This is a genomic window from Gracilibacillus salitolerans (assembly GCF_009650095.1).
Lineage (GTDB): Bacteria > Bacillota > Bacilli > Bacillales > Amphibacillaceae > Gracilibacillus > Gracilibacillus salitolerans.
This window is the reverse complement of sequence record NZ_CP045915.1, coordinates 1,928,229-1,954,826: the sequence shown is the minus strand read 5'-3', so window position 1 is coordinate 1,954,826 and position 26,598 is coordinate 1,928,229. Positions and strand designations below refer to the sequence as shown.

Below are 26,598 nucleotides of genomic sequence, written 5' to 3'. Positions count from 1 at the left end.
AAAAAGATTATCATTTACAACCATATTCATATTACACTTCAACCACGCAACTGTCAAGTAGAATTTGCATTGCTTACTAATTGGAAAGGTATAATCATGAAGCAAAACTTTGGTGATATTATTGGAGTTGAGTTTATCCTTTTTATTCAACAAATCTTCTCGCCTTCCTCTTAGATTTGTTGTTTATCTCCTTTTTATCGAAGAAACAAATCCGCAAAAGAGTACTTCGCCGTTTTACCTATAAACAAAAACAGCACCCTCCTATGGGGTGCTGTTTTAGGCTAAACTTATTTGTTTAGGTTGTAGAATGCTGTTTTTCCAGCGTATTTTGCTGTGCCTACTAGTTCGTCTTCGATACGTAGTAATTGGTTGTATTTTGCAACGCGGTCTGTACGGGATGGCGCACCTGTTTTGATTTGACCAGCGTTAGTTGCAACAGCGATATCCGCAATTGTTGCATCTTCTGTTTCACCAGAGCGGTGAGAGATAACTGCTGTATATCCAGCACGTTTCGCCATTTCGATTGCTTCAAAAGTTTCAGTAAGTGTACCAATTTGGTTTACTTTTACAAGGATAGAGTTACCCACACCTTGCTCAATACCTTGAGCTAGTCGCTTCGTATTAGTAACGAATAAGTCGTCACCAACTAATTGAACACGATCACCGATGCGATCAGTTAATAGCTTGTGACCTTCCCAGTCGTTTTCATCTAAACCATCTTCGATAGAAACGATTGGGTATTTGTTGATCATTTCATCATACCAAGCAACCATTTCTTCAGAAGTACGAACAACGCCTTCTCCTTTTAGGTTGTACTTGCCATCTTCGTAGAATTCAGAAGATGCTACGTCCATTGCAAGCTTCACTTCTTCTCCTGGCTTGTAACCAGCAGCTTCAATTGCTTCAATGATAGTCGAAAGAGCTTCTTCATTTGATTTTAGGTTTGGTGCGAAACCACCTTCGTCACCAACACCAGTGTTGTAGCCTTTTCCACTTAATACCTTTTTCAAGTTATGGAAAATTTCAGCACCCATACGAAGTGCTTCACGGAATGTTGGAGCACCTACAGGCATGATCATAAATTCTTGAATATCTACGTTGTTATCCGCATGCTCCCCACCATTTAAGATATTCATCATTGGTGTAGGAAGTGTAGTTGCGTTGAATCCACCTAAGTAAGTATATAACGGTACTCCTAGGTAATCAGACGCTGCGTGTGCTGCTGCCATTGATACACCCAGAATTGCATTCGCACCTAATTTTCCTTTGTTTTCTGTACCATCAAGTTCTAATAACAATTGATCAATAACAACTTGGCGAGTAACGTCGATACCCAATAATTCAGGTGCAATTACTTCATTTACGTTTTCTACTGCTTTTAATACACCTTTTCCTAGGTAACGGTCTTTGTCACCATCACGTAATTCTACTGCTTCGTGTTCACCAGTAGATGCACCACTTGGAACTAGTGCAGAACCGAAAGCTCCTGCTTCCGTAAAAATTTCAACTTCAACTGTTGGGTTACCACGGGAATCTAATACTTCGCGTGCATAAACATCTGTAATGTAAGGCATAATGTAAAATTCTCCTTTTTATAAAATTATTTTTGAATAAGGCTTTCGCCTGTCATCTCTTTTGGTTTTTCTACTTGTAATAAATCTAATAATGTTGGTGCGAGATCAGCTAAAATACCGCCACCACGTAACTCCGCTCCATCTTTTGTCACAATGACTGGAACTGGGTTGGTTGTATGAGCTGTCATTGGGTCACCATCAGGCGTTATTACTTCATCAGAGTTACCGTGGTCCGCTGTAATAATCGCTTGACCACCCTTTTCGATGATTTTGTCAACAACTTTTCCTAGACATTCATCAACGGTTTCAATTGCCTTAATCGTCGGCTCCAGCATACCAGAATGACCTACCATATCAGGGTTGGCAAAGTTTAGTATGATCGCATTAGGCGTATCTTTATCCAACTCTTCTAATAACGCGTCCGTTACTTCGTAAGCACTCATTTCTGGTTGTAAATCATATGTTGCCACTTTCGGCGAATCGATCAGCACTCGTTTTTCACCAGGGAACTCTTGCTCACGTCCCCCACTCATGAAAAAGGTAACGTGCGGATACTTTTCCGTTTCGGCAATACGTAGTTGTTTTAAATCATTTTGCGCTAATACTTCACCTACTGTATTGTCTAGATTGACTGGTTCATAAGCTACATAACCATCTACTGTTTCACTAAAGTTAGTTAAACAAACGAAATGGATATTCTTTGGCGATTTGCCACCGCGGTCAAAGTCACGGAAATCTTCATTTGCAAAGGTACGTGAGATTTGAATTGCGCGGTCTGGACGGAAGTTATAGAAGATCACAGAATCTTCATCTTCAATCGTAGCTTTTGGCTTACCATTCTCATCTGTAATCACAGATGGGATGACGAATTCATCATAAATTTCGTTCTTATAAGAATCTTCTACAACTTCGAATGGATCCGTGTATTTTGGTCCTTCTCCATATACCATCGCGTCATAAGACTTTTTAACACGATCCCAGCGCTTGTCACGATCCATGGAATAATAACGTCCGGAAATAGTTGCGAACTCTCCAACGCCATATTCCTTCATTTTTTCTAAAGCTTGCTCGATATATTTCTTTGCTGATTTTTGATCCACATCACGACCATCCAAAAAGGCATGTACATATACTTTTTTGAGTCCTTTATCTGCAGCAAGCTTCAGCACAGCATACATATGCTCGATGTGACTATGTACACCACCATCAGACAGTAGTCCAAAAACATGTAGTGCTTTATCATTATTTTTCGCATGCTCTACCGCGTTAATTAATACTTGATTATCAAAGAAGTCCCCATCTTTAATTGATAAATTAACACGAGTTAAACTTTGATACACGATACGACCGGCACCAATGTTTAAATGACCTACTTCAGAGTTTCCCATCTGACCCGCTGGAAGACCTACTGCTTCCCCTGAAGCTGTTAATTGACTTGTCGGGAATTGATTCCAGTAACGATCAAAGTTTGGTGTATTTGCTTGTTTAACTGCATTACCTTTCTCTTCATCTCTTATCGCATAACCATCGAGAATGATCAATGCTGCTAGTTTATTTTGACTCATTTTGTACCAGCCTCCACTAGCTGTAAGAAGGAATCAGCCTCAAGACTTGCACCACCTACTAATGCGCCATCAATATCTGATTGTGTTAATAATTCGTCTACATTAGCTGGCTTCACACTTCCACCGTATTGAATACGAACGGCATCTGCTGCTGCAGCTGAAACTGCATCTGCTACAACTTTACGGATATGTGTACAAACTTCATTCGCTTGCTCAGAAGTAGCTGTTTTACCTGTTCCAATTGCCCAGATTGGCTCGTATGCAATAATTGTTTCTTTTACTTGTTCTTCACCAAGACCTTCAAGAGCTGCTTTAACTTGAACTTCTACAACACTTTTTGTTTCATTTGCTTCACGTTGATCTAGTGTTTCACCAACACAAATGATTGGAGTTAAGTTATGGGCAAATGCAGCTTGCGCCTTTTTGTTCACCGTACCGTCCGTTTCAGCAAACAATTCACGACGCTCAGAGTGTCCAAGTACTACGTATGTTACCCCGATATCTGCAAGCATACTAGGGCTTACTTCACCTGTAAATGCACCACTTTCTTCAAAGTGCATGTTTTGGGCAGCAATTTCTAAGTTCGTTCCTTTAGTTTTTTCTACTAATGTTGGTAAGTAAGGAAAAGGTGCACAAACTACAGATTCCACTTTATCTTTACTAGCCACTTTGTCTTTTGTATCCTCGACAAATTGAACAGCTTCTCCTAGCAGTTTGTTCATTTTCCAGTTACCTGCAATTACTTTTTTACGCATGTTCTTCACCTCTCCTTTAATTACTTGTCGGTTAGTACACTAACACCTGGCAGTTCTTTACCTTCCATAAACTCCAAGGAAGCCCCGCCACCAGTTGAGATGTGGTCCATTTGTTCTGCGTAGTTAAATTTCTCAACTGCTGCTGCAGAATCTCCACCACCAATAACAGTATAACCTTCTGTTTTGCCTAGTGCATCTGCGACAGCTTTTGTACCATTTGCAAAAGTCTCTAATTCGAATACACCCATTGGCCCGTTCCAAATAACAAGTTTAGAGCCTGCAACGATTTGTGCATATTTCTCACGAGTTTCTGGTCCAATGTCTAATGCTTCTAAATCAGCTGGAATTGCATCAATGTTTACAACTTGCGTATTCGCATCATTTGAAAAGTCATCCGCAACAATAACGTCTACTGGGATAACAAAATTTACACCTTTGTCTTTTGCTTTTTGCATATATTCTTTTGCCAATTCTATTTTATCTTCTTCTAATAATGATTTACCAATTTCGTGGCCTAATGCTTTGACGAAAGTATACGCTAGTCCGCCACCGATAATCAGGTTATCAACTTTATCTAATAAATTGTCAATGACACCGATTTTGTCTTTTACTTTTGCACCACCGATAATCGCTGTAAATGGACGATCTGGATCAGATAATGCTTTTCCTAGTACTTCTAATTCTCTTTCCAAAAGAAATCCTGCGGCAGATGGAATATGCTCAGCAACACCTGCTGTTGAAGCATGTGCACGGTGGGCAGCACCAAATGCATCATTCACATAGAAATCTGCAAGGCTAGCGAATTCTTTTGCTAGTGCTGGATCATTTTTTGTTTCACCAGGCTCAAAACGGACATTTTCAATTAACAAGAGATCGCCGTCTTCTAGTTGACTCACTGCTTGATTCACTTCATCGCCGTATACTTGATCTGTTTTGATAACTGCTTTGTTGCTTAGGTCACTTAGACGTTTGGCAACTGCATCCATGCGAAGTTCTTCTACTACTTCTCCACCTGGACGACCTAGGTGGCTGGCAAGGATAACTTTTGCGCCTTGTTCTGATAAGTATTTGATAGTTGGTAATGCTGCTTTGATACGTGTGTCGTCTGTTACTTCGCCGTCTTTCATTGGTACGTTAAAGTCAACACGACAGAATACCTTTTTTCCTTTTACGTCAATGTCTTTAATTGTTTGTTTGTTCATTCGTATGAACCTCCTTAAGGACTTTGATTTCATCTGTATTCTAGGCAAAAACGGGAGGAGGATCAATCCCCCTCCCGTTCATTTGTTACACTTATAGTCCTTGTTTTTTAAGATATGCAGCTAAGTCTACTACACGGCTTGAGTATCCCATTTCGTTGTCATACCAAGATACTACTTTAACCATGTTACCTTCCATTACCATTGTAGAAAGTCCATCAATAGTAGAAGAGTTCGTATTTCCGATGTAATCAACAGATACTAGTGGCTCATCAGAGTATCCTAGGATACCGTTTAAATGACCGTCTGCTGCTTCTTTTAATGCACCATTTACATCTTCCACAGTTACTTCTTGATCTAATTCTGCAACTAAATCAACTAGTGAACCGTCTGGAGTAGGTACACGCATAGCCATACCATTTAATTTACCTTCTAATTCAGGTAATACTAGGGATACTGCTTTTGCAGCACCAGTAGTTGTTGGAATGATATTTTCAGAAGCTGCACGAGCACGACGATAGTCTTTGTGTGGTAAATCAAGAATTTGCTGGTCGTTAGTGTATGAGTGAATAGTAGTCATCATACCGCGTTTAAGACCGAATTTATCGTTTAATACTTTAGCATATGGAGCTAAACAGTTTGTTGTACAAGAAGCGTTAGAAATTACGTGGTGTTGAGCTGGATCATATTTATCTTCGTTAACACCCATAACTACTGTAATATCTTCTTCTTTTGCAGGTGCAGAAATGATAACTTTCTTCGCACCAGCATCTAAATGTTTAGCTGCTGCATCACGTTGTGTGAAGATACCAGTAGATTCAACAGCAACTTCTACTCCAAGATCACCCCATGGTAAGTTAGCTGGGTCACGCTCAGAAAGAACTTTTACTTCTTTTCCACCTACAACAAGAAAATCTCCATTAACAGAAACTTCTTGTTCTAGTTTTCCGTGTACAGAGTCATATTTAAGTAGATGTGCAAGCATATTCGCATCAGTTAAGTCGTTAACTGCTACTACTTCTACCTCATCATTTTTTAAAGCTTGACGAAAAACGTTACGACCGATACGGCCAAAACCATTAATACCTACTTTTACTGCCATGCTAAAATTCCTCCTTAAAGTATCCTTTATGATTTATATTTAAAGGGATAAACCCTTTAACAACTCATTTGCTGCCGCTTCGTCTGTGATCAACACATTACTTTTTCCTTGCTTAAAGTAAGATTGAATGGCTTTTGCTTTCGAAGAACCACCAGCTACAGCAATAACATATTGCGCATGTTCCAGTTCTTCTAATTGCATACCAACAGTGCGAACCTTGTAAACGACCTCGCCTTGCTCATCAAGGTAATAGCCAAAGGCTTCACTCACAGCTTTACCACTTCTTAATTTATTTAATACTTGTTCAGAAGCTTTACGGCGTTTTGCCATCGTAAATGCATCCCCAATACTATGAAGGACTATCTTAGTATCTTGAATCATTTCTAAAATATCCTTGATGGCTGGTTCTTCTATTATCGAATGATAGGTTTCCTCACTTAATGGATCAGGAACATATAACATGCGATAATTACCATTTGCTTTTTTAGCCATCTGTGCGCAAATGGTATTAGCCTGGTTTTCGACTTGCTCTCCTAAACCACCTCTTGCTGGAACAAACGTACAATTCGCAGCATGTTCTAAAGGCTTCATCTGATTGGCAACTTCCGCCATCGATGTACCACCTGTCACTGCTATTGTTTGATTGGAAGTTAATATAGAAATTAAAAATTGCACACACGCTTTCCCCATATCTTGTTTAACGGATGGTTGCGTGTCACTATTCCCCGATACGATAATTACATGCTCCAATTGTAATTTATCCTTAATTTGAGATTCTAAAACACGAAATTCGGAAATTTCATTCATAAATGACGATAACTTCTCGATAATCATGTCTCCTTCATCAGTAAGGCGCATCCCTTTCGAGGTCACCATAATAAATCCATGCTTGCTTAAAAATTCAATTTCACTACGAACTACTCGTTCTTTTAGTTTGATATTTTCAGCTAAGCTACGGCGTCCGATTGGTTGCATCATTTGTATGTATTGAAGTATTTTGTATCTTTTCTGCATGATATCGAGTAAATCCGGGTATAATTTTTCTTGAATATCTAATAAATCCTTCAATCGGAAACGCTCCTTTATTTCCTCCGGGGAATATTTGTCCCTCCTAGTCGCATTCCGTCCCACTCAGAACAAAAAAAATCAACTTCCATAAATTATTGTATCAAATGGTCTGTCATCTCTCAACTATTTTCTGAATTATTTTTCTTCTTTAGATAGTTTTCGACCTTTTCTATGTCGACAATTTCGGTGTCGACAATGGTGTCATCGTGTTTGATGACTGGAATCATGAGATGATAAGCTTCTAACAGTACATCATCATTATAAATATTAATTTCTTCGATTTCAAATAAATAGTCTTGTTGCAGCATCTCTAAGGTTGCTTTCGCCTGGTCGCAAAGACTGCATTTTTCTTTTCCATATAGTTTTAATTGCATCATTTCCACCCTCTGACTTGATTAAAAATCCTGACAACCCTGCTCAACGTAGAAGTAATTGATAAACTACTGCGAACTAGTGACAATTATTGGAGTATAGTTTTCTTTCCTTTCTGATTATAATTGAGTGACCCGTCGCTACGGAAAAATACTCGCTTTCACCCAAGGGCACAAGTACAACACTAAAATTAGCGTAGGCAGAATACGCAGACTCCTGTGGGAACTGACGCGATGAAGATCCACTTAGTAAAGTGGTTTTCTTTACCAAATTAGCTGAGGCCGTGCCCACGGAAAGCGGAGTATTTTGCCGGAGCGGTATTCCAACACTCTTTATGAAGTGTATGGAAGAAAGCAAATTCACAAGAGAGTAACTTCGCAGTTTATGTTTTTTTGTGCTCAAAAGTTTGAACTTTTGGATTTTATCAGGAAACTACGTGTGATTATTTTATTGCTTTCATTCCTGTGTCGATCATTTCTTGGATGACTGCGGCGGATTCGTGTAGTTGTTGGGTTTCTTTTTCGGTTAGGTCTAGTTCTATGACTTCGCGGATGCCGTTTTCGTTTAGCAAAACTGGTACACCGATGTAAAGATCATTTAATCCGTATTGCCCCTCTAATTTAGCTGAAACAGTTAAAATAGCATTTTCATTATTTAAGATTGCTTTTGTTAATCGAACTAATCCAAGGCCAATCCCATAATAGGTCGCACCTTTCCGTTCAATAATATGATAGGCAGCATCTCGTACATTCTCAAATATTTCTATCATGTCATTATTTTGATGAAAGTTATCGATACCTGCATATTGACTTAGGGGTACACCACCAATTTGCACATGACTCCATACCGGCAATTCTGAATCACCATGTTCTCCAATGATATAAGCATGTACATTACGTGGATCAACTTCAAAGTGTTCTCCTAATAAATATCGGAATCGCGCAGTATCCAGAATCGTCCCAGAACCAATGACACGTTCCTTTGGCAATCCTGAAATTTTCCTTGTCAGATGTGTTAAAATGTCAACCGGATTGGTTGCAATGACAAAAATGCCTTGAAAGTCCACACCCATGACTTTATCAACAATCCCTTTAAAAATTTTCGCATTCTTGGTCACTAGGTCTAATCTTGTTTCTCCAGGTTTTTGATTCGCACCAGCTGTGATGACAACTAAATCTGCATTATGACACTCTTCATAATCTCCTGCTTTAATACGCATCGGATTGCCAAAAGCCATGCCATGATTTAAGTCTCGAGCTTCACCATCCGCTTTTGCTTGATCCAAATCAATCAAGACCACCTCATTGACGACACCTTGATTTAACAACGCATAAGCATAACTAGTTCCTACAAATCCTGTTCCGATAACGACTACTTTTCTTAATTTTGTCTTACGAATTGTCATAAACAACCATTCCTTCCATCATGAGAAAAACTTGGTTTATCACCGAGTCGTATTGGCAAAAGCCTTCGTTTTACGTATACTATATCCTTTAAACATTCTTCGTTTTAGTGAAAAATGGGATATAGTTATACTATATCCCATTTAAGACACTTATGAAACAATATATCTCTGACAATTATTCAAATAATTGAGCAATAGTTTCTTCTGCACCTAAAACACCTGATGTCGATAATCCGTAAATATAACTTTTTCGTATCGAAATAGCATCAGCACCATATTGTAAATAGTGATTTAATTCATCTTTAGATTTCACTTCTGTTTCAACAACTACGGTTACCCTATCACTAGTTATGATGTTAATCTGTTCCAGTAAATCGAGATTGGATTGATTAATATTGGACAGGATTATACCATCAACTTGTTGCTCCAGGGTCGAGCGGACATCGTCTAGTGACAAGTCTCCGTATACAAAGATTGGTAAGGTTGTAAATTGTTTAATATATTGTATATCATCCCAGTTAACGTAACGCTTTTGATATTCCTGAGCCACTTGATCAGAAAGAGTTCTTTTACTATGGTGATTTTTTTTGGCGAAAATCGGATCCACTACAAAGTTGGTAGTTCCCTTCTCTAATTGATCTGCTCTTTGATAAATCTCATCATTAGAAACGGATAAAATGATAGCTTGATATCCTGCTAATTCAGCGCGTTGGATAAAATGTTTGGTAAGTTCCAGGTCTTGAAAAATATGAGCTTGAAACCAGAGCTCGCTATCCGGTACAGCATCACTTATTTCTTCCAAACTATAGGATGAATGACTACTAACGATAAAAGGTACACCTTGTTTACCGGCCGCTTGTGCCGTTGCTAATTCACCATCTTCATGAAAATAGGTCTGTGCACCAACTGCTCCTAATAACAGTGGGGAAATTTTCAATTTAGATGGTGACGTGCTATTGAGTATAAATGACGTAGAAGTTGCCTTTTGAGATGTTACTTGATCTAAATATAATTTAGCTTCTTTTGATAATTGTTTTTCAGCTACTTCCTCTAATTCTTCTACGAAACTTCTTTTTAATTTTGTTTTTACCATTTTATATTCCTCCTAATAATTTAGGGAAACAAAAAGTCTCTCTTGATAAACAAGAGAGACTCAAACTATTATCTCCCTCTTATTTTTCAAACAAAAGTTTGCTGGATTTAGCACCTTTTAAGCATAAAATTGCTTAAGGTTGCCGGGTTTCATCGGGCCAGTCCCTCCACCACTCTTCATAAGAGTATCTATATGTTTTAATTTTTTACTTTATTAGCTCTTTCGATTTCTAATGCTTTTAATTGTCTTCTTAAAATTTTTCCACTGATTTTCGTTTTCGGTAATTCATCCATTACTTCAATTTCTCTTGGTGCAGCATGTGCTGAAAGATTTTTTCTAACATATAATCGGATGTCTTCTAATAAATGATCAGATTCTTCATGTCCAGATCTTAATGTAATAAATGCTTTGACTAATTCACCACGTAATTGATCAGGTTTGCCTATTACACCAGCTTCTTCTACTGCAGGATGTTCGATCAATTTACTTTCGACTTCAAATGGACCAATACGCTCACCAGCTGAGTTGATCATGTCATCATTACGTCCTTGGAAGAAAACATACCCTTCTTCATCTTGTAATGCTAGGTCTCCAGAGATATACCATCCCTCATACTGGAAATACGATTTGAATTTATCTTTGTTTCCCCAAATCTCTTTCATTAATCCTGGCCACGGTGTACGAACCGCTAATTGACCGACTTCACCATGAGGCAACTCATTACCTTCTTCGTCTAAGATACCAACCTGTACGCCAGGAAAAGGTCTTCCCATTGAACCTGGTTTAATTTTCTCAGCAGGAAGGTTGACGATTAAATGCCCACCTGTCTCCGTCATCCACCACGTATCATGAATACGGACATTCAAACTATTCCATGCCCATTGGATCACCTCAGGGTTTAATGGTTCACCGACACTAAGCACATGTCGAACAGACGAGAGATCATATTGTTTGTAGAGGTCACCTTTTGACAGCAACATACGGAAAGCTGTCGGTGCACTATACCAAATAGTTACCCCTAATTCTTCAATTAAGGAGTACCAATTCTCTGCACTGAAGCGCCCACCTTGGATCACAACTGTTGCTCTATTCAGTAGTGGAGCAAACAATCCATACACACTGCCTGTCACCCAGCCCGGGTGGGACGTACACCAATATACATCGTCATCTTTAATATCGAGTACCCATTTACCTGTTACGATATGATGTTGGGCCGAACGGTGGGCATGCAACACGCCTTTCGGTTTACCAGTAGAGCCACTCGTATAATGAATGATTAAGCCGTTTTCCCAGTCTACCCATTCTATATACTCGTCACCGTCAACTGGTTGTAATGGTTCTTTCTCGATATCCTCTACAAAAAGAATCTTTTCCAGTGATGGAATATCGTCTTTGGGAACACGTTTCACTAATTCCTGATCGGTAATCAGTAATGTTCCATCACAATCATTAATACGGTCTCTAACTGCCTCTTCCATAAATGCCTCAAATAAAGGGCCTGCTATTGCACCTACTTTAATAACAGCTAATATGGCAATATAGCATTCTGGTGTTTTAGGGAGAAATACAAAAACACGGTCTCCTTTAGTTACTCCATTTTCTCTTAAAATGCGGGCGTAATGATCGGTTTGATCTTTTACTTCTTTAAACGTGTAAGATCGCTTTTCATCATCATTAATATAGTGAAGGGCAATTTTATCTCCATATCCTTCATCGACATGACGATCAATTGTTTCATATGCAGCATTAATTTTTCCTGTTTTAGCAGCAGATAATAAAGCTTTTGCATCTGACCATTCAAAACTATCACGAATTGCCTCATAGTTACTAAGGTTATATTCACCTTCTATTGTTGCTATATGTGTTGTTGCTTGCTGTGTCATTTGATTATCCCCCTTGATGGCCGGCTACTTTTTGTTTAAGTCTAAAGATTCCAAAATTTCTGATTTTAAATGTGCTAACTCTTCACTACCGCGATCTCTTGGTCGCTTTTGCTCAATAGTGAATTCTCTATCTACCTCTCCTGGCTGCCCTCTTAATATAACGACACGGTCACAGAGATAGGTTGCTTCATCAATATCATGTGTGACTAATACGATAGTAGACTGATATTTTTTCCACACATCCAATAATAGATCTTGTAATTGCATTTTAGTAAAAGCATCAAGTGCACTGAACGGTTCATCCAAAAGGAGAATTTCTGGTGATGTCACCAACGCTCTTGCAATGGCTACACGCTGAGCCATACCTCCTGATAGTTCACGAGGATATAGCCTTTCTTTTCCTCTTAAACCTACACTTTCTAAATAATCAATAGCTCTATTTTCCTTTTCCTTACGGCTACCTGTCAAACCGAATGTCACATTTTCTAACACATTTAACCACGGAAGAAGTCTTGGCTCCTGAAAAATAAAACCGGTTGTATCATGAATTTCTTTTGAAACTGTGCCATTAATTTCAATTTCACCATCGTATTCCGGATCAAGTCCTGAAATTGCTCTTAATAAGGTACTTTTCCCACATCCACTTGTTCCAAGCAAGCCAATTATTTCACCAGGTTTCACTTCTAGATTGACATTTTTTACAGCTGTAGTTCCATTAAATGAACGGCTTACATCTCTTAATGCTAGACTCATTTCTTTCATCCTTTCTTATTTCTGAACACGGTCCTGCCAATGCAAGGAACGATCTTCTACTAGCTTTAAAATCCAGTCGGTTAATTTACCGATAATCGCAAATAGAATGATACTTGCTAAAATGGTTTCAGGACGAGACATATTCTGTCCAAAGACGAGTAAGAATCCTAAACCTTGACTTGCCCCCATCAATTCTGCGGCTACTACGAACATCCAACCAAGCCCTAAACCACTACGCATTCCTACTAAAAAGGAAGGTAAAGAAGCTGGCAAAATAATCCGCTTCACCAATTGAAAAGTATTTAATCCGTACATTTTACCGACTTCAATTAATTTACGATCTACACCTAAAATGCCACTGACAATATTTAAATAGACAGGGAAAAATACCCCAACTGCAATCATTGTTACTTTTGATGTTTCACCAATACCCATCCACAAAATAAACAGTGGAACCCATGCTAAAGATGGAATGGAGCGAAATGCCTGGATCATCGGATCAAAAAGCTGTTCTGCCTTTTTATAAAAACCGACGAATGACCCAAGAACAATTGCTGCAACGGTTCCGATAATAAAACCTGCAAGCACTCGATAGGTTGTAATCCATACATGTCCCCAAAGTGACCCGTCCTGTGCCATGCTCACAATTTTATCAAGAATGGTGGTTGGCGCTGGAAGTTGATTAGAAGGGACAACACCAGCACGACTTAAAATCTCCCATATTACAATTAAAATGACAGGAATGATACTACCCATAGCCACGGTCTTAACCAGTGAATCTTTATTCTTATTAATGGATACATTTTTCCCGCTCACTTCTGATGTTGCTGGTTTTACATAGCCAGCTGTTACGTCATTTTGTTGCTCAGCCATTTTATTGCCCCTCCCAAATTCCTCAAACTTTTTATTCGATTACTGCTTCTGCATACTTTGGATTGATTAGTTCATTTGTTAATGCTTCGACATCGTCGTCTTCTTCCAGATCTCCTGCATTTTTCAACACGTTACCAGCAGCCATGATAGCTTCAACATGTTCATCTCCAGGTAATGGATTAGAAAAATCAGTTCTTTCTACTAACTGAATTTTGGCAACATCCACACTAATTTCAGCCTCTTCCGCCAATAATTCTGCAGCCTCATCCGGATTATCTAGTACCCATTGACGAGCTTTTTCATATAATTCAATTACTTTTTCAACATATTCTGGATGTTGCTCAGCAAATTCCTCACGAACATTTAAGAAACCATACGTATTAAGATCTATATCTCGAAAAAATAACTCTGATCCAGATTCCAGTTCATGTTTGGCCATATGTGGATCAAGACCTGCCCATGCATCTACATCCCCATTAACTAGTGCATTGCCACCATCGGCATGCTGTAAGTTCACCACTTCAATATCATCGATTGTTAATCCCTTTGAATCCAATGCCCTTACTAAGAAAATATATGGATCAGTACCAAAAGTTGCTGCTACTTTTTTACCTTGTAAATCTTCGATCGTCTCAATACCTGATCCTTCGTTTGTTACTAATGCTGTCCACTCAGGTTGAGAGTAGATATAGACATTTTCCAAAGGTACATCATTAGATTCTGCAATAAGTGCTGCTGCACCTGCTGTTGATCCAAAGTCAACACTGTCACTATTTAAAAATTCAATCGCTTTGTTACTTCCTTGACTAAGCGTCCATTTTACATCAATATCTTCTTCGCCGAATACTTCTTTTGCCCATTCAAATTTCTTTAACACGAGACTTGTAGGCGAATAATATGCATAATCTAAACGAATCTCCGATGGTTTCCCTTGGTCAGCTTGGCTGTCTGATGAACAGCCTACTGCTAAGATGATAATAACGCCAAATAGTGCAATGGCAAAAAAGCTTCTTAAATCAATTAATGGTGCCTTTTTCATAATAATATCCCCCTATAATTTTTAATTAAATTTCACATGCATATGTGGAAATCGTTCCTCTTAAACGTTGTGCTTCTTTATATGTGCAACGGTTATGAACAACTTGCAAGCCACCTTCAAGCGCTACTTCTTCTGCCTTTGGTGATACAACCCCTTCTTGCAACCAGAATACTTTTGGATTTACCTCAATTGCTTCTTTGGCAATTTCTATTGCTGCTTCTGGGCTACGGAACACCTGTACAACATCAATATCAACCGGAACACTTTTTAGATCGGGATAAGCTTTTTCTCCAAGAATTTCTGTTTCTCTCGGGTTGACTGGAATGATTTTATACCCTAGTCGTTGCATTTTTCTTGCCAGACGATAACTAGGTCTTGCTTCTTTTCCACTAAGTCCAACGACAGCTAATGTTTTTTGTCGAGTTACTTCTTCACCATTTTCAATGTATCGTTCATATGGAGAATTTAATGCCCATTTGATAATACCTTCATCGTTAACAACAATTTGTCTTTCTTTCTCTTCACCAATTCCTGTTGCCTTTACTAATGCTTGATCTAAATCATTTTTGATATCTCGTACGGATTCAATCCCTACAGATAAACGAACTAATTCTTCTGAAACACCAGTTTTGTCAAGTTCTTCTGTTGTTAGTTGTTGGTGTGTCGTAGAAGCCGGGTGGATAATTAGTGATTTTGCATCTCCCACATTCGCAACATGTGACCACAGTGCAACATTGTTAATTAAGTCACGTCCTGCATCGCGTCCACCTTTAATACCAAATACAATAATCGAACCAAAGCCGTTGTTTAAGATTCGTTTTGCTAACTCGTGGGATGGATGACTTTCAAGTCCTGGGTATCTTACCCATTCCACTGCTTCATTTTCCTCTAAGTATTCTGCAAGCTCTTGAGCGTTTTGGTTATGTCGTTCAACACGAATATGCAACGTCTCTAGCCCTTGTAACAATTGGAAAGCATTAAATGGACTTAAAGCTGCACCAAAATCTCTCAATAATTGAACGCGAACTTTTGTAATAAATGCCAATGTTCCAAAATCTACTGCATAGCGGATGCCGTTGTAGCTTGGATCCGGCTCCGTAAATGCTGGATATTTTTCAGAATTCCAGTTAAAACGTCCACCGTCGACAATAATTCCACCTATTGATGTACCATGACCACCAATCCATTTTGTTGCAGAGTGAACGACAATGTCTGCTCCTAATGTGATCGGTTTACAGCCGAATGGTGTAGCGAAAGTATTATCAATAATTAATGGTATGCCGGCATCATGTGCGATTGCAGATACTTCTTCTACATCTAAAACTTGTAATCCAGGATTACCAATAATTTCACCGTATACAGCTTTTGTTTTATCTGTAATAGCTTCTTTGAAATTTTCAGGTTCTGTAGGATCAACGAATTTAACGTTAATTCCATAGCGTGGAAGTGTTACATTGAATAAATTGTACGTTCCACCGTAAAGGTTAACACCTGCGACGATTTCGTCCCCCGCACTTGCTAGGTTAAGGATCGATAGGGTAATAGCTGACATGCCTGATGCTGTCGCGACAGCCGCAACGCCGTCTTCTAATAGTGCCATTCTTTTTTCAAAAACATCTACCGTTGGATTCCCAATTCGGGAATAAATATTTCCAGGTTCATCTAGTGCAAATAATCTTTCTGCGTGCTCTGTGTCGTGGAACACGTAAGAAGTAGATTGATAGATCGGTACTGCTCGTGAACCTGTTGTTGGATCAGGCGCTTGCCCCCCATGTAGATGAATTGTTTCCGGATCGTAAGTTGAACGTTTGTAATCAGTCATTTTTTATTTCCTCCCCAAGTCATGTTTCTAAAAATTAAAAAGCCTTCTTCGATAAGAAGAAGGCTTTAACTGAAATATCAGTAGTCTTCCTCCTATCTTTCAGGATAAGTATCCTGCAGGAATTAGCACCTTTTAAGCCGTTGCTTAATGGTTGCTGGGCATCGTCGGGCCAGTCCCTCCGCCTCTCTGGATAAGAGTTCCATTATTCACTTTTCCATTAAAAAAGTCTCCCTATATAGAGATAGAGAGACTTGAATGTTAGTATTCGCTCCCTTATCTCTCTAAGTATTAGTACTTAGTGGAATTGGCACCTATATTAAATGACGTTTCACTTAATGGTTGCCGAGGTTTCATAGGGCCAATCCCTCCACCTCTCTCGATAAGAAATATTCAATTCCGAGTTATTTACTCGCTTTTTACTTTCGATATTTAATACTTTAGCATGATGCCAAAATGATGTCAATATATTTTCTGAAAATTGATACAAATAAAGTTCAACTATGAGGTTTCTGGCAACTTTTCGATTTTACTGGCAACTTCGGGATATTTACTGGCAACTTTTCGATTTTACTATCGACTTTTTATTTCACAAAAAAAGTGGCGGTCAATTCCGCCACTTTTTGTTCTTTAGTTTAGGTCTGATGGTTTCTTTTCCATTACTTTATCGATTAGACCATAGTCTTTTGCTTTTTCAGCTGGCATGAAGTTATCACGGTCTGTGTCTTTTTCGATAACCTCTATTGGTTGACCAGTACGATCAGCTAGAATTTGGTTTAACTTTTTACGCATTTCGATAATACGATTAGCGTGAATTTGAATATCTGATGCTTGACCTTGTGTACCACCTAATGGTTGGTGAATCATTACTTCACTGTTTGGTAATGCAAAACGTTTACCAGGTTCACCAGCTGCTAATAAGAACGCACCCATGGATGCTGCCATACCAATACAGATAGTTGATACATTTGGTTTTATGAATTGCATCGTATCATAAATAGCCATACCAGCAGTAATAGAACCACCAGGTGAATTGATGTATAATGAAATATCCTTATCTGGATCTTCTGCTGCTAAAAATAACATCTGTGCTACAATACTGTTTGAAACATTATCATCGATTCCACTACCTAACATAATAATTCGGTCTTTTAAAAGGCGTGAATAAATATCATATGCGCGTTCGCCTCGGTTTGTTTGTTCAATAACTGTAGGGATTAAGTTCATGAAAAATTCCTCCTTTTAACACTTGCTTTTTCATTCATGAATTCTAACTATTTTTATCTTAACCGAATGGTCAAAAAAGGTCAAACGATTTGATTTTCTAACTTCATCCTACCCTTAACTTTAGCGAATTAAACATGTAAGATCAAATATTCAAAGTTTAATATATGTATTGAAATTATACGAATGATTCGCTATAATTATTCTTGTCGCATTTTATCACGGTGCTAATCGTCCGTAGAATCCTCACTTCTAGGTTAAATATCGAAGAAGTTAAATGTGGTAACGGACGCTAACCCTCAGTGGGCATTTTTTTCCACTGAGAGAAGTCTCACTTTATGCGCCCGTAGCTCAGGGGATAGAGCAATGGTTTCCGGTACCATGAGTCGGGGGTTCAAATCCCTCCGGGCGCGCTTTTCATAACAGGTTAACTCCAAACAAAGCACTTCTCACATCAAACTATGGATATGAGAAGTGCTTTTTTATGTAGAATTGATTCCAGTTCTGTTATTTAAACAACTTTCTTAGCGCTTTACCTGTTGCTTTACCTGCTACTCGGCGGCCTATTCTTTTTCCCGCTCTACCTTTACGCACTGCATCGACATCATTCCATATTCGCAAAATTTTATATATACTCGACTTGAGACTCATTCTGTCACTCCTTAAAACATTTTTATTATTTACCTTATCTTATTGTGCCGTTCATATTTTTCAATCAGAAAAACTTGCATCGGCTAACGTTGGTCACATCTTATGACCAACGCCGATACTAGAATGTCCTGTTCATTCAAAATTTTCACTACATCGAATTACTAGCCTGCTAATATTATGTTTTTTAATGTGTAAAAAACACTGCAACAAGGCAGTGTTAATCATCCAAACATCTTACACTACTTTATTTTTTACCTGCGACAAAATTGACTAGTTCGTCTAATGCTTCCTGATCATCACTTCCATCCGTAATAATCTTTATTGTATTTCCTTTTGACAAAGCCAAACTCATTAACCCCATAATACTTTTAGCGTTAATTCGTTTGTTGTCTTTTTCAATAAATATCTCCGAAGTAAAACTGTTTGCCTTTTGTACAAATTGAGCCGCCGGTCTTGCTTGCAACCCCGGATCTACTGCAATAACCACATCTTTCTCTAGCATTCTAAACCCCTCCTGTTTGGTAAGCGCTATCATTTTATTTTACTATGGAATAGCTTATCCTATTCTTATAATATAGTGAGGAGGAAAGATCCTCCTCTTGTTTATCTTATCGTGACTTCTTCTTTTCTTATTTGATCTGCAAATTGATCGATTTTTTTGAGTCGGTGATTAATGCCAGATTTACTGATCTTACCACCGGATACCATCTCACCTAATTCTTTCAAGGAAACATCTTGATGTTCCATTCTCAGCCTTGCAATTTCCTGTAGCTTATCTGGTAATGCATCCAGCCCAACCGTCTTGTCAATAAAACGGATATTTTCAACCTGTCTGAATGCTGCACCAATTGTCTTATTTAAGTTGGCTGTTTCACAATTCACTAAACGATTCACAGAATTTCTCATATCTCGAACGATTCTTACATCTTCGAATTTAAATAATGCTTGATGTGCCCCAATATAATTTAAGAACTCGGTAATTTTTTCAGCTTCTTTAATGTAAGTAATGAAACCTTTCTTACGTTCCAAAATCCGAGCATGAAGATCATATTCATTCAATAAATCACACAATGATTGATTGTGTTCTTCATGGAAATTATAAATCTCTAAATGATAGGAAGAAGTTTCTGGATTATTAACCGAACCACCAGCTAAAAATGAACCTCGCAAATAAGCTCTTCGACAACATTGCTTTTTCGTATATTTCTTAGAAATCGTACGAATAAATTGTAGTGGTTCCACTAATATCTCCATGTCTTGTAGCATCTCTTTTACGCCCTCATTCATTCGGACGATATAGACATTATTTTTTTTAAGTTTCATTTTTTTACGTACTAATAACTCTACCGGTATTTGGTATATAGATTTAATTAACGTATAAATACGACGTGCGATTGCTGCATTCTCCGTTTGTACATCTAAGGAGTAATGATTTTTCGAAAAAGAGATGGCACCATTCATGCGAATCAATGCCGCTAACTCTGCTTGTTGACAACAATCATCACTTTCGACTTTCGTTAATTCTTTTTTTATATCTGCTGCAAACGACAACTTTCTCCCTCCCCTCTATTCCAGCCGCTATCGGCTAGATTAACGAACATAACACTTTTGCTACTTTGTCCGTATCATGACGTAGTGAGTGGTTAAGCTCTTTCACAATGTCCTCTTCAATAATTTCCAAGCCCATTTGACGTAACCTATCAAGATCATATTTTACTGGTTCAGCATTTTCTTCGGCATATACCATTTGCACGTCACGAGCGATTGTTTTATTGTGAACAATAACTGATTGAAGACATCCGGTACCAATGTGATCCATGATCGCCTGTACATGATCGGATGCAGTATAATGATTAGTTTCACCAGCTTGCGTCATAACATTACATACATAGACAACTTTTGCCTTGGTATTGCGCAATGCCTCGCCAATTTGCGGAACGATCAGGTTTGGTAATGTACTTGTATATAAGCTGCCTGGTGCAATCACGACTAAATCTGCTTCACGAATAGCCAATACAGCTTCCGGTAATGGAAGTACCGGATTCGGCTGTAGAAAAACGCGTTTAATACGTTTATTAGCTTTCGGTATATTGGACTCCCCAACTACTACTTCACCATCTTCATACTCCGCATGAAGAAACATGTTTTGATTGGCAATCGGATAAATGTTCCCTTTTACATTTAACACACGCGAAATTTCCTTAATACCATTGTAGAAGTCTCCCGTAACAGATGTCATTGCTGCTAACAAGAGATTACCCATTGAGTGCCCGGAAAGACCATTTCCTTTTGTGAAACGGTGTTGAAATAAATCCATTAGCATTGGTTCGACATCAGAAAGTGCGGCAATAACGTTACGGATATCTCCTGGTGCTGGCATTTCCATTTCAGACCGCAAGCGACCAGAACTGCCGCCATCATCTGCAACTGTTACAATAGCGGATAAATCAATTGGTTGTTTTTTTAGTCCTCGGAGAAGAACCGGCATACCCGTTCCACCACCGATAACTACTACTTTTTTAAGATCGGATTGTGACATTGTTATTCCTTTCGTTTCTTTATATCACGATGACTGACATGTGTGACATAATTTTTTTGAAAATGTTTTGCTAGATGCTCGGCAATTGCAACCGATCGGTGTTGTCCTCCAGTACATCCAATCGCAATCACGATCTGGCTTTTTCCCTCACGTTTATATTGCGGAAGCATAAATTGCAATAAGTCGATCGTCTTCTCTAAAAATTTCTGTGTATCAGACCATTTAAACACATAAGAAGAAACTTCCGTATTTAAACCCGTGAGCGGTCGCATTTGTTCCACGTAGTGTGGATTCGGTAAGAAACGGACATCGAATACTAAGTCTGCATCGATTGGCAATCCATACTTAAATCCAAAAGAAACAGTATGGACCGAAAATATTTCTTGGTCCTTTTTACTATAGCGTTGCACAATTTCTTCGCGCAATTCTTTTGGTTTTAATTTGGATGTGTCAATAAAATGTTGTGCTCGTCCGCGGAGTTCATCCAAAATTTTTCGTTCGGCATGAATTCCTTCTAGTGGTAGTCCGTCTTGGGCCAATGGATGAGAACGTCGTGTTTCCTTATAACGGGATACAAGAACATGGTCATTCGCATCTAGAAATAATATATGTTCTTCTAGCCATTCTTCTTGGCCAAGCGTGTCTAGTGCTTCAAATAATGTATCAAAAAATTCTCGGCCCCGTAAGTCCATTACCAGTGCTACTTTTTGAATATTATTTGTGGCGTCTTTCATGAGTTCAAGGAATTTCGGCAGGAGTGCTGGTGGAAGGTTATCAACACAGTAATAACCAAGATCTTCAAAACTTTGAACGGCGACTGTTTTACCTGCACCTGACATCCCAGTAATAATAACTAGTTTTGTTTCCTCAGATTGTCTCCCCATGATCAAACACTCCTCTCTTTCTCAAATATATGTAACGATGCTAAAATTATTTATATCTCTATTATACACGGAGTGATTGACCTCTACCACCAAAAATAACCGATATTACGTACTTAAAATATGTCTAATTGTCGCCATTATGGTGTAATTTACTTTATTTTCTATCTCATCACGAAAAAAACATCTATTTTTGCTATATTTTCTTCCCATATAACTTTCCATCACATAGTTATTATTCCAAAAAAATTGGCATAGGTATGGAAACCTATGCCGTCAAGTCTTATATTTATTAAAAAGGGGGTCAATTAGTTAACTACATTATATCTAATTTATATTTCGTCCGTGTTACAGCCACGTTAATTTCTAATTACGTATATATGTCGAAAAGATTACAGCCCTAACTTGGTGTATTTACAGCTTCTTCTAAATTTTCAATATATGCTTGTGCTGCTTGTGCCGCAATACTGCCATCACCAGTTGCTGTTACAATCTGACGTAAGCCTTTTTCACGGATATCCCCGGCAGCAAATACGCCTGGCACACTTGTTTCCATATTCTCATTTGTTGGGATATAACCTTCCTCATTCGTAACACCCAACGATTTAAATGGTTCACTTAACGGCACCATTCCGATATAAACAAAAGTACCGTCTGTCTTATGCTCATATTCTTCACCAGTCTTTTTATTAAACAATGTAACACTGCCGACTTTTCCGTCTTTCTCATTAATTGATTTCACAATCGTATCCCAAATAAAATCAATTTTGTCATTATTAAAGGCACGATCTTGCAGTATTTTTTGTGCACGTAATTCATCACGACGGTGTACAATTGTCACTTTACTAGCGAACCTTGTCAAATATACACCTTCTTCAACAGCAGAGTCTCCTCCACCTACGACAATAAGCTCTTTTTCTTTAAAGAATGCTCCATCACAAACTGCGCAATAAGATACACCACGTCCACCAAGTTCATCTTCACCCGGGATACCCAATTTTTTAAATTGTGCCCCTGTTGTAATGATGACTGCTTTCGTTTTATATTCTTTGGCTCCAGCGACAATTGTTTTGTAATCACCATGATCTATTACTTCTTTAATGTCACCATACGCATATTCAGCACCAAACTTTTTGGCATGGTCGAACATTTTATTCGACAAATCCGGACCCAGGATATGATCATAACCTGGATAATTTTCGACATCTTCCGTATTTGCCATTTGTCCACCTGGAATACCTCTTTCAAGCATTAATGTATCTAAATTTGCACGTGATGTATAAACCGCTGCAGTCATACCAGCTGGTCCAGCACCTGCAATAATAACATCGTATATTCTTTCTCCTGTCATTATCGTCATTCCTTTCTTCTTTAACTTAAACCCATTATCCTATGGTCCAAATAAAAGGTCTACTATTCTGCTCACTTCTTCCACTTCCATGGAGGTGTCTGCATGGCTAGGATATTATGTTGCTTACAGCCTTCATCCCATAAATGTTGTGCCATTTCTTTCATTCCTAAATAATATTGACAAGTACTATACCATCTATAATAGGAAGGATGACCTTTTAGCTTTGATTTATGCAACATTTTGAATCGTTGCAAAGCTTTTTCGTAAAGACCGATTTGAGTTAATGTCACAGCAATTCTCAGTTTTTGTTGCTCATGAATCGGGTAAATATTATCAAGCATCTCGGTATAATGCTGTAGCTTCTCCTCATTGGCTTCGTGTGAATAAAAGATCGCTAAATTCATACAACTGAACAATGCATCCGGATGATCTTTTAAATACTTTTCTTCCATCGCAATCGCTTCTTCCCGTTCACCAACGAAAAATAATGCATAATGATACTCATGTCTTGCTTGTGAAAACTCTGGAAACAAGGCGATCATCTCTTCTAAAATAGCAATCGCTTCTTCCCATTCCTCACGCTCCAAGTGATAAAAAGCTGTTTCCTGATAAATTAAAAGGTCATCTTCTTCCTCTAACATCCATTCATCGTCATCTTCATCATCATCTTCTTCACTAAAATCTAAAACTTCTAATAAGGATTGTGCTTCCTCTGTAAACTCACCATCAGGCGCTTTTTCTACATACAATTCAGCATATTTTATCGCATCCTGTAGTAATCCTAAATGCGCATAATTATTAGCAATTAAGTAATAGCAATCGATATAATCTTCACCATGTGTTGCTAGTACTTTCGTCAACAATTGATTAGCTAAATGATACGAACCAATTTCCGTGTAAACTATCGATGTCTGACATTTATATAACGCATTATCAGGCTTTTCAGCAATCGCTTTTTTAAACCATTTTAAGGAGAGGTCGAATTTTCGTTTCTGAAAAGCTTCTACTCCTTTTGAAAAATAAAAATCCCCTTCAGGTATGAAAGGTATGATGTTTCCTTCTATTTGATATGGATTAGACACGCTTAGGGTTCCCCTCCCATTCTTACAAAGTTTATATATGATCTTTCCTTCATTTAAATACAATGACTTTAGCATTATAACACACTTTGACCACAATGAAAGATCTTTTTATAAATGGCTGATTACTGTACGTAAATGGATATGGAAAAGAAACGAGCGAGCCTGTTCAGTAACAAGAATTTAACTGGTATCTGGTATAAGTATATGTTTATGACTGCATTTTCGGGACTACCCACTGACAGTAACGTAAAAATAATAAAGAGCTGACAATCTCATGTTCGATCATCAGCTTTTTGGAAGAAAGCATCGTTTTGTTTACGCTCCTGCATTTCTTCTTTCGTATAGATTACCCGCATAGGGTTACCCGCTACAAAGGTTCCAGCTTCGACATCTTTATGTACAACCGTTCCTGCTGCGACAACCGCTCTATCACCTATCGTTACTCCAGGTAAAACAGTACTGTTGGCGCCAATCATTACTTCCTCACCAATACGGACTTCCCCTAAACGATACTCTTCAATTAAATATTCGTGAGCTAAAATCGTGGTGTTATAACCGATTACCGTATTATCCCCAACATGAATTTTTTCCGGAAACATAATATCTATCATGACCATTAGTCCAAATGCTGTTTTATTTCCGACATCCATCCTCAAAAAGCTGCGATACATAGCATTTTTCAGTTTTAGAAAAGGTGTGTATCTAGCAAGCTGAATAACAATAAAGTTTTTGATGACTTTCCAGAAAGGGACAGTTTTATAGACATGCCACAAACTATTGGCACCATGGACACGATATCGATCTGTTTTTCGCATGTTTATTCCACTCCAACGATTTTTAATAGGTCACTCATTTCTTCTAACATATAATCTGGATCATGATCTTCTAAAATTTTTCTGCCTTTTATCGTCCAGGCTACACCTACAGTTTGGACACCGGCATTATGACCTGCTTCAATGTCATGGTAGTTATCTCCGACCATCATCGTTGTCATCGGATTTGCTTTTAATTCATCGATAGCTTTTAATATTGGTTCCGGATGAGGTTTGGCATTGTCAACATCATCGAGACCAATCAAAATATCAAACAATTGATCCATTCCTGTGATCTTCAAACCTAATTTAGCGGTATCGCTTAGTTTTGTAGTGACAATTCCTAGTTGAAATCCTGATTCCTTCAATTTTTTTATGGTATCAACGACTGTTGGGTATGCTTCCACATATTTTTCATGGTTGGCATAATTATGCTCTCGATAAGCCACCATCATTTCTTCTACTTTTTCAGGGTTCACTTTTTTCAAACTATCCGCTAATGGCGGTCCAATAAAATCGAGGATTTCTTCTCTCGTATACGTACGATCTCCGTATTTTTCCAGTGTGTGGCTAAAGGAAGCGATAATCAGTTCATTCGTATTGATTAACGTTCCATCTAAATCAAATAAAATCGTTTTTACTTTCATGCTATTACCTCCAAATGACGAGAAACGAGCTTTTGCCTGAACATAGCAAAAGCTCAAAGTTCCTTATTTCTTCTTATCTTGTGTTATTTTCTTGCCTTGATACGTACGGTCAGCTAAGCCCTTGTTACGACGGTAGATCAGAATAATTACTGCACCGACTATTAACAATATCGAAATAAACTGCGCTGTTCTCAGATCACCAACAATATATAAACTATCGGTTCTCATCCCTTCAATGAAGAAACGTCCGATTGAATACCATATTACATAAGTTAAGAACATTTCACCACGACGCAATGAGTATTTGCGCAATATTAATAATAATATAAAACCAAGGATATTCCAAACCGATTCATATAAAAAGGTTGGGTGATACATTGCCCCTTCAATACACATTTGATTCATAATAAAATCTGGCAGGTTTTGATGGAAATTTTGATATGTAGCTTCTGAAATAGGTCCACCGTGTGCTTCCTGATTCATAAAGTTACCCCAACGGCCAATTCCTTGTGCTAATATAATACTTGGCGCTGTAATATCAGCAATTAGCCAAAAAGATAACTTTTTCACTCGAGTATAAATGATAGCCGTTAACACTGCACCAATTAATGCACCATGGATGGCAATACCACCTTCCCAAATGGCAAACACTTTCCACCAAGGTTCTCCTACATAACGATCCCATTCAAAAATTACATAGTATACTCGTGCAGATAAAATAGAAATCGGTATTGCAAACACTACTAAATCGACAATATAATCTTTCTTTACACCTAATCTATCTGCTTCCCTCGTCGCAATCCATAGCCCTATAAAGGCACCAGTTGCGATAATCAAACCATACCAATAGATCGATAATGGACCTAATTGTAAGAAAACAGGATTAAGCGCAGGAGCTTCACATGCCAAAG

25 protein-coding genes, 1 tRNA gene and 3 riboswitches are annotated in these 26,598 nt (G+C 38.2%); of the genes, 1 reads left to right on the top strand and 25 read right to left on the bottom strand.

Translation table 11 applies throughout. From position 1 onward, the window contains the following. Window positions 1–287 precede the first annotated feature (287 nt). The 15 genes from eno to clpP form a co-directional block, all read right to left on the bottom strand. The gene (eno, locus tag GI584_RS08975) at window positions 288–1,574 is read right to left on the bottom strand and encodes a phosphopyruvate hydratase (RefSeq protein ID WP_153791025.1); all 1,287 of its coding nucleotides are present in this window, start codon (window positions 1,572–1,574) and stop codon (window positions 288–290) included. 26 nt (window positions 1,575–1,600) lie between these two features. Further along, on the bottom strand, window positions 1,601–3,139 hold the full coding sequence (gene gpmI / locus GI584_RS08970) for a 2,3-bisphosphoglycerate-independent phosphoglycerate mutase (RefSeq protein ID WP_153791024.1): 1,539 nt from the start codon (window positions 3,137–3,139) through the stop codon (window positions 1,601–1,603). Continuing rightward, window positions 3,136–3,894 carry a triose-phosphate isomerase gene (gene tpiA, locus GI584_RS08965; protein ID WP_153791023.1) on the bottom strand — a complete coding sequence of 253 codons (759 nt, stop codon included), beginning with the start codon at window positions 3,892–3,894 and terminating at the stop codon, window positions 3,136–3,138. Before tpiA ends, gpmI begins: the two co-directional genes overlap by 4 nt. A 20-nt stretch (window positions 3,895–3,914) precedes the next feature. Beyond that, window positions 3,915–5,096 (bottom strand): phosphoglycerate kinase, encoded by a 1,182-nt coding sequence (locus GI584_RS08960; RefSeq protein WP_153791022.1) that lies wholly within the window; start codon window positions 5,094–5,096, stop codon window positions 3,915–3,917. Between the two features lie 91 nt (window positions 5,097–5,187). After that, the gene (gene gap / locus GI584_RS08955) at window positions 5,188–6,195 is read right to left on the bottom strand and encodes a type I glyceraldehyde-3-phosphate dehydrogenase (protein WP_153791021.1); all 1,008 of its coding nucleotides are present in this window, start codon (window positions 6,193–6,195) and stop codon (window positions 5,188–5,190) included. A 39-nt stretch (window positions 6,196–6,234) separates the two neighbouring features. Then, window positions 6,235–7,263 (bottom strand): sugar-binding transcriptional regulator, encoded by a 1,029-nt coding sequence (locus tag GI584_RS08950; protein WP_100361010.1) that lies wholly within the window; start codon window positions 7,261–7,263, stop codon window positions 6,235–6,237. Window positions 7,264–7,382: 119 nt separating this feature from the next. Further along, window positions 7,383–7,637, bottom strand: a complete 255-nt coding sequence (locus GI584_RS08945) for a glutaredoxin family protein (RefSeq protein WP_100361011.1) — start codon at window positions 7,635–7,637, stop codon at window positions 7,383–7,385. Window positions 7,638–8,077: 440 nt separating this feature from the next. Next, complete coding sequence (locus GI584_RS08940) at window positions 8,078–9,040, bottom strand: L-lactate dehydrogenase (RefSeq protein ID WP_153791020.1); 963 nt, start codon at window positions 9,038–9,040, stop codon at window positions 8,078–8,080. Between the two features lie 175 nt (window positions 9,041–9,215). Continuing rightward, window positions 9,216–10,133 carry an alpha-hydroxy-acid oxidizing protein gene (locus tag GI584_RS08935; RefSeq protein WP_153791019.1) on the bottom strand — a complete coding sequence of 306 codons (918 nt, stop codon included), beginning with the start codon at window positions 10,131–10,133 and terminating at the stop codon, window positions 9,216–9,218. Window positions 10,134–10,209: 76 nt separating this feature from the next. Then, window positions 10,210–10,318, bottom strand: a riboswitch (SAM riboswitch). Window positions 10,319–10,330: 12 nt separating this feature from the next. After that, entirely contained in the window at window positions 10,331–12,016 is a 1,686-nt protein-coding gene (gene acsA / locus GI584_RS08930) for an acetate--CoA ligase (protein ID WP_153791018.1), read from the bottom strand. A 24-nt stretch (window positions 12,017–12,040) separates the two neighbouring features. After that, window positions 12,041–12,769, bottom strand: a complete 729-nt coding sequence (locus GI584_RS08925; RefSeq protein WP_100361015.1) for an ABC transporter ATP-binding protein — start codon at window positions 12,767–12,769, stop codon at window positions 12,041–12,043. A gap of 15 nt (window positions 12,770–12,784) precedes the next feature. Then, window positions 12,785–13,642, bottom strand: coding sequence for an ABC transporter permease (locus tag GI584_RS08920; protein WP_100361016.1), 858 nt, complete (start codon window positions 13,640–13,642; stop codon window positions 12,785–12,787). 31 nt (window positions 13,643–13,673) lie between these two features. Next, complete coding sequence (locus GI584_RS08915) at window positions 13,674–14,681, bottom strand: aliphatic sulfonate ABC transporter substrate-binding protein (RefSeq protein WP_153791017.1); 1,008 nt, start codon at window positions 14,679–14,681, stop codon at window positions 13,674–13,676. Window positions 14,682–14,706: 25 nt separating this feature from the next. Continuing rightward, window positions 14,707–16,503, bottom strand: a complete 1,797-nt coding sequence (locus GI584_RS08910) for a PLP-dependent aspartate aminotransferase family protein (RefSeq protein ID WP_153791016.1) — start codon at window positions 16,501–16,503, stop codon at window positions 14,707–14,709. A gap of 89 nt (window positions 16,504–16,592) precedes the next feature. Further along, window positions 16,593–16,700: riboswitch (SAM riboswitch) on the bottom strand. Between the two features lie 73 nt (window positions 16,701–16,773). Further along, a riboswitch (SAM riboswitch) is annotated at window positions 16,774–16,889 on the bottom strand. A 241-nt stretch (window positions 16,890–17,130) separates the two neighbouring features. After that, complete coding sequence (gene clpP, locus GI584_RS08905) at window positions 17,131–17,727, bottom strand: ATP-dependent Clp endopeptidase proteolytic subunit ClpP (protein WP_100361019.1); 597 nt, start codon at window positions 17,725–17,727, stop codon at window positions 17,131–17,133. Window positions 17,728–18,064: 337 nt separating this feature from the next. Here clpP and GI584_RS08900 point away from each other — a divergent pair. Next, window positions 18,065–18,137, top strand: a tRNA-Arg gene (locus tag GI584_RS08900). A gap of 94 nt (window positions 18,138–18,231) precedes the next feature. On the opposite strand, the gene GI584_RS23825 is transcribed toward GI584_RS08900, so the two are convergent. The 10 genes from GI584_RS23825 to lgt form a co-directional block, all read right to left on the bottom strand. Beyond that, window positions 18,232–18,375 (bottom strand): hypothetical protein, encoded by a 144-nt coding sequence (locus tag GI584_RS23825; protein WP_018930962.1) that lies wholly within the window; start codon window positions 18,373–18,375, stop codon window positions 18,232–18,234. Between the two features lie 244 nt (window positions 18,376–18,619). After that, the gene (locus tag GI584_RS08895) at window positions 18,620–18,877 is read right to left on the bottom strand and encodes an HPr family phosphocarrier protein (protein ID WP_100361020.1); all 258 of its coding nucleotides are present in this window, start codon (window positions 18,875–18,877) and stop codon (window positions 18,620–18,622) included. A 101-nt stretch (window positions 18,878–18,978) separates the two neighbouring features. Beyond that, window positions 18,979–19,926, bottom strand: coding sequence for a DNA-binding protein WhiA (gene whiA / locus GI584_RS08890; protein WP_100361021.1), 948 nt, complete (start codon window positions 19,924–19,926; stop codon window positions 18,979–18,981). A 34-nt stretch (window positions 19,927–19,960) separates the two neighbouring features. Continuing rightward, a complete protein-coding gene (locus tag GI584_RS08885) occupies window positions 19,961–20,914 on the bottom strand; it encodes a gluconeogenesis factor YvcK family protein (RefSeq protein ID WP_100361022.1) in 954 nt (317 codons plus the stop codon). A gap of 2 nt (window positions 20,915–20,916) precedes the next feature. Then, complete coding sequence (gene rapZ, locus GI584_RS08880) at window positions 20,917–21,798, bottom strand: RNase adapter RapZ (RefSeq protein ID WP_100361023.1); 882 nt, start codon at window positions 21,796–21,798, stop codon at window positions 20,917–20,919. A 397-nt stretch (window positions 21,799–22,195) separates the two neighbouring features. Next, window positions 22,196–23,146 carry a thioredoxin-disulfide reductase gene (gene trxB / locus GI584_RS08875; protein ID WP_100361024.1) on the bottom strand — a complete coding sequence of 317 codons (951 nt, stop codon included), beginning with the start codon at window positions 23,144–23,146 and terminating at the stop codon, window positions 22,196–22,198. A 71-nt stretch (window positions 23,147–23,217) separates the two neighbouring features. Continuing rightward, window positions 23,218–24,228 (bottom strand): tetratricopeptide repeat protein, encoded by a 1,011-nt coding sequence (locus GI584_RS08870; protein ID WP_228552376.1) that lies wholly within the window; start codon window positions 24,226–24,228, stop codon window positions 23,218–23,220. 272 nt (window positions 24,229–24,500) lie between these two features. Continuing rightward, window positions 24,501–25,043: an acyltransferase gene (locus tag GI584_RS08865; RefSeq protein ID WP_153791014.1), complete on the bottom strand. Its 543-nt coding sequence runs from the start codon at window positions 25,041–25,043 to the stop codon at window positions 24,501–24,503. A 2-nt stretch (window positions 25,044–25,045) separates the two neighbouring features. Beyond that, on the bottom strand, window positions 25,046–25,687 hold the full coding sequence (ppaX, locus tag GI584_RS08860) for a pyrophosphatase PpaX (protein WP_153791013.1): 642 nt from the start codon (window positions 25,685–25,687) through the stop codon (window positions 25,046–25,048). Window positions 25,688–25,750: 63 nt separating this feature from the next. Continuing rightward, window positions 25,751–26,596 (bottom strand): prolipoprotein diacylglyceryl transferase, encoded by an 846-nt coding sequence (lgt, locus tag GI584_RS08855; RefSeq protein ID WP_153791012.1) that lies wholly within the window; start codon window positions 26,594–26,596, stop codon window positions 25,751–25,753. Window positions 26,597–26,598 lie beyond the last annotated feature (2 nt).